Annotated in this window: 5 protein-coding genes; 3 read left to right on the top strand and 2 right to left on the bottom strand. The window is 45.4% G+C overall.

Features of this window, described 5'->3' with window-relative positions:
* Positions 1-34: 34 nt before the first annotated feature.
* Complete coding sequence (locus ACKWMY_RS27730) at positions 35-544, bottom strand: transcription termination/antitermination NusG family protein (RefSeq protein ID WP_059202290.1); 510 nt, start codon at positions 542-544, stop codon at positions 35-37.
* Positions 545-837: 293 nt separating this feature from the next.
* Here ACKWMY_RS27730 and ACKWMY_RS27735 point away from each other — a divergent pair, with 293 nt between their 5' ends.
* A complete protein-coding gene (locus tag ACKWMY_RS27735) occupies positions 838-1,209 on the top strand; it encodes a helix-turn-helix domain-containing protein (protein ID WP_059202265.1) in 372 nt (123 codons plus the stop codon).
* Between the two features lie 153 nt (positions 1,210-1,362).
* Positions 1,363-1,743 (top strand): cupin domain-containing protein, encoded by a 381-nt coding sequence (locus ACKWMY_RS27740; protein WP_059202264.1) that lies wholly within the window; start codon positions 1,363-1,365, stop codon positions 1,741-1,743.
* Here the strand turns inward: ACKWMY_RS27740 and ACKWMY_RS27745 are convergent.
* Positions 1,740-2,456, bottom strand: a complete 717-nt coding sequence (locus ACKWMY_RS27745; protein WP_409487479.1) for a helix-turn-helix transcriptional regulator — start codon at positions 2,454-2,456, stop codon at positions 1,740-1,742. The two genes, ACKWMY_RS27740 and ACKWMY_RS27745, sit on opposite strands and share 4 nt — an antisense overlap.
* Positions 2,457-3,333: 877 nt before the next feature.
* Here ACKWMY_RS27745 and repA point away from each other — a divergent pair.
* The gene (gene repA / locus ACKWMY_RS27750; protein WP_059202289.1) at positions 3,334-4,359 is read left to right on the top strand and encodes a plasmid replication initiator RepA; all 1,026 of its coding nucleotides are present in this window, start codon (positions 3,334-3,336) and stop codon (positions 4,357-4,359) included.
* Positions 4,360-5,326 lie beyond the last annotated feature (967 nt).

A 5,326-nucleotide genomic window follows, 5' to 3' on the forward strand; every position in this document is an offset into this window, starting at 1 on the left:
AGGCCGGGTTAACTGGTAAATGCCGGGAGTGTAATTAGAACCCCAGCAAGCTGGGCTCGAAGACAAGCTTCATTAGCAGCGTCATTCTCGACACCGGTTGGGAATCTTGCTCTATACGGAGAAGGTACTGATACTGTGCTGATGTGAGCCATACCCGGGACGCGGATTCCAGCTCATCTTGAGCCTCTGGACTAAGCGCTGGGTCCGGATGACGTTTCATCAAACCTTCCACGATCAATGGGCGAAGTGGTGCAATTTGAGAACCATTCATAACAAAGCCACAGAAGGCGGAGTGTCGACGGATATTATCAACGGTCTGAGTGGCCAGATTTGCTTTCAGAAAAAAATAACCGGGGAATAAAGGTGAAATGCGCTTGCGTATACAGTTGATTTTATCCGTGCGTCGAATGGTTTTGATTGTTAGTGGCGTCCAGGGGGTGATGTGCTGCTCGCTAAGCCAGCCAAAAAGTTTTTCGCGGTTTTTGCCACCGGTAATGTACTGCGCTAGATACCAGGATTGTCCGTTAAGTTCTTCAATATCCATCATGCTCTCGCCCGAACCGATCCCCTTCAGGGGCCATTCTCTGTATCCGGCGGGGGCCGAATACACTGGGCGATAACGCTGAAACAGTGGCTGTCTCACTCAGCTCTCTTCTGTTCAGACAGCGGCATCGCTCAGTCTATTCTTGTTCAGGTGCACTCCGATCTCTTGGCGGTAGAACGGGGTACGATTGAAATCATAACACCAAATTACATCAAAACAAATATATTTGCGTTAATGATGTTTGGTCTTTCCTGCGCTTTATATGATCGCCTGATACTACGAGGTAGCTCAACATGGTTCCCAAGCGACTAAAAGCAGCCCGCGAAGCTGCAGGATTATCACAAGGAAAATTGGCCGAACTCATTGGCATCGAAGGCGTAAGCCTCAATTCTCGTTTGTCCAATTATGAAAGTGGGCGCTTTACCCCTTCCTTTGATGTCATCGTCCGCATCGCAAAAGCACTGGACTATCCGGAAAGCTACTTCTACACAATTGATGACGACGTGGCAGAAGCTATCTTGAAATACCATCGGGATAAGAATAGTGACGCCCTTAACCCATTTTATGACGCTCAGGATGATGCACGTAAGTACAAAACATCCCTAGATGAAGCCAAAAAAATGGTTGAGCGTCTTCTGGAATTCATCAGTAAATCAGCAAGTTAACTGGTATTTTATATATGCGTTTGAGTTTATTTATCTCTGCTCTTGGCGGTGAGAAGAGACGTGTATCGATTCAACGCGTTGAATCATACGAGAACAGGAATGGGCAATATAGTGCCGTCTCGGCACTATTAATTTTTAAAAAGGAATGGCATTATGAAGGGTTTTTATGAAGAAATTGGTAACGCGGTGTATGACGCTGTTGCCGGCATCCGAATTGCGCCTTTGCAAAAGGGAACTACGCTGAACAGCTTTGGTACTCGCATGGATGAGGGAACAAAGGTTAGTTGCCATGTGCATACGCAGGGTGACGAGTGGTATTCCATGCTGGATGGAGAAGGCGTTATTTACCTTGCCGATCTGGTCGATGGCGTGTTGAAGAATAAACGGCATTACCCAGTTAAAAAAGGAGATACATTCTGTATCTCCGGTAACACTGCGCATCAGCTGTATGCTAAGACACAGCTCGATTTTATTTTCTTATGCCCTGATTCACACCTGAGCACAGACAGAATCTTTTTAGATGACCTCTGCTAAGGTAATATACGGTGATGATGTGTCAAAAGTTGTTCTGGCACATATCGATGCCAGCCTTTCTCTCTAATAAAATCGATAAGCATCCGCGTATTAGTAACCCCCGCTTTATCATATATCATAGCGATTAAATTTTTTATATATCCTTCCGAGCGATTTAATTTCATTGCGATTTCCTTTCTGCATAAATGAGAACGTAGATAAAATATAATCATCCATTCTGTTTCTGAGAATAAATTGCTTGGAAAAGTAAGTAATAAAGATTCTGCTTTATCGCCGGTTGTATAAAGTCGCAATGACAAATGTTCGGCTTTGCGTCCGTGGAAAAAGGTCCCCACGGTTTTTCCACTTGCGTCAGGGAAAGGTGTTTTATCAAAGAAATAGGCCTTTAGCTGTTGATCTCTTCCAAAAGGGTGAATTTCTAATGAACTCCGTCGTTTACCTGTTTTCTCAACAAGACGGTCATGGGCCTGAAACATCGAAGCATACTCTGATGTGGGAGCGGGAAGTTCGCTGTCCAGGCGTCCTGTGACACTGTACCCTTTAGGTAAGTTGAGTAACTCAAGGTATGCCTTATTTGCATATACAAATATTGAAGACTTATTTTTTATTCCGCAAGGCTCATCTAGATTGTTCATGTAAATTTTAAAAATAGATGGTATTTCTAAATGGGTGTCATTTAGATTAATAATTTTATTATTGATTTCCCGAGACATATTTATTCCTTAACTGGTTAGAAGGGAAATATAATATATTGAGGCGAATCAATAACTAACTAACCGTTGTAATTAAGCATTAAATTTTGTGTGGGTAGCTGACAACTACACCTATAGATTTTATCTGCGGCGCGTCAATACGGATTAGTAGATTATCGTTTTTTGGATAGAGGCAAGATAATTTAAAATTGGTTACAAATGCATTGGTGAAAATTTTACCTGCATTTCACTAGACCAAGGTAGTATATATATGTTGTCTTTAAACAAAATATCGTAACCGATAGACGCAAATCTGGGCGGTACGTATAAGTGCCATCCTTTTTTGACACCAACCTCCAGCAATGCATCTTTCGATGAGGCACCTGTACTCAGAAACAGCTTCACCGGCTACTGGTGTTCACTAGACAAAAATTACTCTAAATCGATAACATTAGGTATTCCGTAGCGAGGGTGTATGCGTGATCTTTCAGAACTATGACGGAGCATTATGATTTATAAGGGTATTTTATAACTCTCAGGTGGTAGGGATCGTTCTGCGGGGATTCATTTGTTGCAAGCGGAGAAAAAACGGGTAGTATTTGCAAAGATTTATGCTGATGTCATCGACTTGTAAGAGACGATGCAGAGTGCAAAAGAATAAGAGACTATGTGGCTTTAAGCGGCATAGTGCAGTTGGATGGGCATATCCTGAAATGCTCAAAGGGAAAAGGTACCAGAACAGCGGGCCTTGAATGCAAAAACCCCCCGAAATCTGTTCGCAACTTGGCGGAAGGGATCAGATATCAGGGGGTCACAAAGCAGGCTCTGGCCTGTGAGAGATTATAACTCATGCAATTCAGAAAACAATACCCAAAGACCGCCATAAGTGTTGGCGGGTGTGACTAGCAAAAGTCCAGACAACCTATCGAACGATCCTACCTGGGAAAACATCAATTTCGATGCGCTTGAGCGTGCCGCTACAGACGACACCTATTGGCAGTGGATTGACGAACTCCAGATGCAGGCTCCCCCCAAACCAACCAAACGCCGAAGAGGTGAGCATTCTACTGCGTGTAAATGCCCTAACCCTTTATATATTCGGCCGGAGCAATACAAACCATTGTCCGGCGAGTTTGGTCATGGCTATCGTCGGTTAGTTAAACGTGACAAGCAAAGTGGCCGTGTATCGCTGCGCATACGCCTCTCCCGACACCCCTACTTTGTTCAGATGCGTCGGGTTGTGGGACGTTCCCGTGATTTTCGTCCAGATAGGCAGAATCTGCTTGATGCGACTTTTCCCCTGCTTATCAGCGTCGCTGACAGATCAACAAATATCGTTACGATGAATGTCAGCCGGCTGGCCAACGAACTCAGTCCAAAAGGCGAAGACGGGAAAGTTATCCCGGAAACGGCCGTTACCGTTCGCCGGGTATGCACTCTTATACAAGAGCTCATGCGTTTCGGTCTACTGGAATTACCCGAGGGTGTGCAGTGGGACAATGTTAACCGTTACTGGTATCCGAAGCATGTCGTGTTGTCCGAGCAGTTCTGGAAGCTGGTTGGCGTCAATATCGATAAACTGTATGCGCAGCAACAGGAAAGGCTGATGGCCGAAGCAGATGGCCTTCTTGCTCCGGGAGAGGAAATTAGCGTCAGTGCTGCCCGTAAGCGTTGGTATGAACGTATGAGACATGCAACGCTAGTACGCCGGCGAGAAAATGCCCTGAAGCAGAAGCGTGCGAAAAAACTAGGCAGGCTGGAGTTTGACGACAGGCTCTATGCTATGGCTGATCATTTAACGAAAACGCTTCCTGCTGACGAGATTTATCAAATGACGCCAGATGAATTCGAGCGGCTTGCGCATATGCGACTGTATCAACTGGACCTTGGGCTGGAACATGTCCCGCCGGACAGCGTGCACTGAGTCCCAAATCTAATAAAAATATCTTCTAACCGCTGCTGGCGGTTTTCGTGCTGCTCAACCTACGGTTTTCGTTCAAAAAACACACATCTAAAACGCTCACTGACTACTCCCCTCATGTTCCAGAATGCAAACATGCATGTTTTATTTTCTTTTATCTTCTAATCCACAAATACCCGCAATCGAGATATCACAATTACCCGGAAACTACTCATTCCTTACCTGCAATATACTCATACATCAGAGATCTTTTTCTTTTAATTAGTAAACTAATTAAAAAGATCCTACTCCGTCCTACATTTCCTGTGGATTAAGGGCATAAGTGACCGCCCTTGCAGCGAGCAAAGCTCGCGCCGGTTCGTAAAATCTCAACACAACTCATGGTAGCTCCCACCTGCGGTGGGCAAACAACAACACTTAGCAAAGATTAGAAACAACGAAACACTTACACACGGCAAAACCAGCCCGACCCGGGCCTAAAGGCCCGGAACAGAGTGACTTTAAGATAGATGCTGTAACTAACTATAAAGTCGTTGTAAAAACTATCGCTGAAAGTTTCATATACACGCTCGTAAGCGGCCCTACCGGCCCGCTAACGCGGAGATACGCCCCGGCTGCGGCTACGCCTTGCCGTGACCACTCCGACCGCGCAAAAACAGCTTTGTGGCGCTATTAGTGGGATTGGCTCTACAGGGCGGGGGGTGGGATAGGCAAAACCTATCAGAACTGGGCGGCTATGCCGCGCGACCGGCGACCCTTATCATCTGAGTTCTTTATGGCCATGTTTGTCGCCTTCATGCGCTAACGCGCATTGAACCCAAAGCTTTCATGCCGGTGAGCCGAAACGGCCGTCGCCCTGCCGGGTGTGAAAAACAATATTATAAAGATATAATATGACAAAATGTCATATTTTAAGTGTGTGGGTGAGCGATGACAGGATTCGAGTTGAAACTTTGGCGGACAGGACTTG

Source organism: Serratia sp. J2 (assembly GCF_046269175.1).
In the GTDB taxonomy this organism is placed as follows: domain Bacteria; phylum Pseudomonadota; class Gammaproteobacteria; order Enterobacterales; family Enterobacteriaceae; genus Chania; species Chania fonticola_C.

Excerpts from the sequence above, each read along its gene's own strand:
- ACKWMY_RS27730 (WP_059202290.1), bottom strand. The coding sequence starts at position 544 with ATGGATATTGAAGAACTTAACGGACAATCCTGGTATCTAGCGCAGTAC.
- ACKWMY_RS27735 (WP_059202265.1), top strand. The coding sequence starts at position 838 with ATGGTTCCCAAGCGACTAAAAGCAGCCCGCGAAGCTGCAGGATTATCA.
- ACKWMY_RS27740 (WP_059202264.1), top strand. The coding sequence starts at position 1,363 with ATGAAGGGTTTTTATGAAGAAATTGGTAACGCGGTGTATGACGCTGTT.
- ACKWMY_RS27745 (WP_409487479.1), bottom strand. The coding sequence starts at position 2,456 with ATGTCTCGGGAAATCAATAATAAAATTATTAATCTAAATGACACCCAT.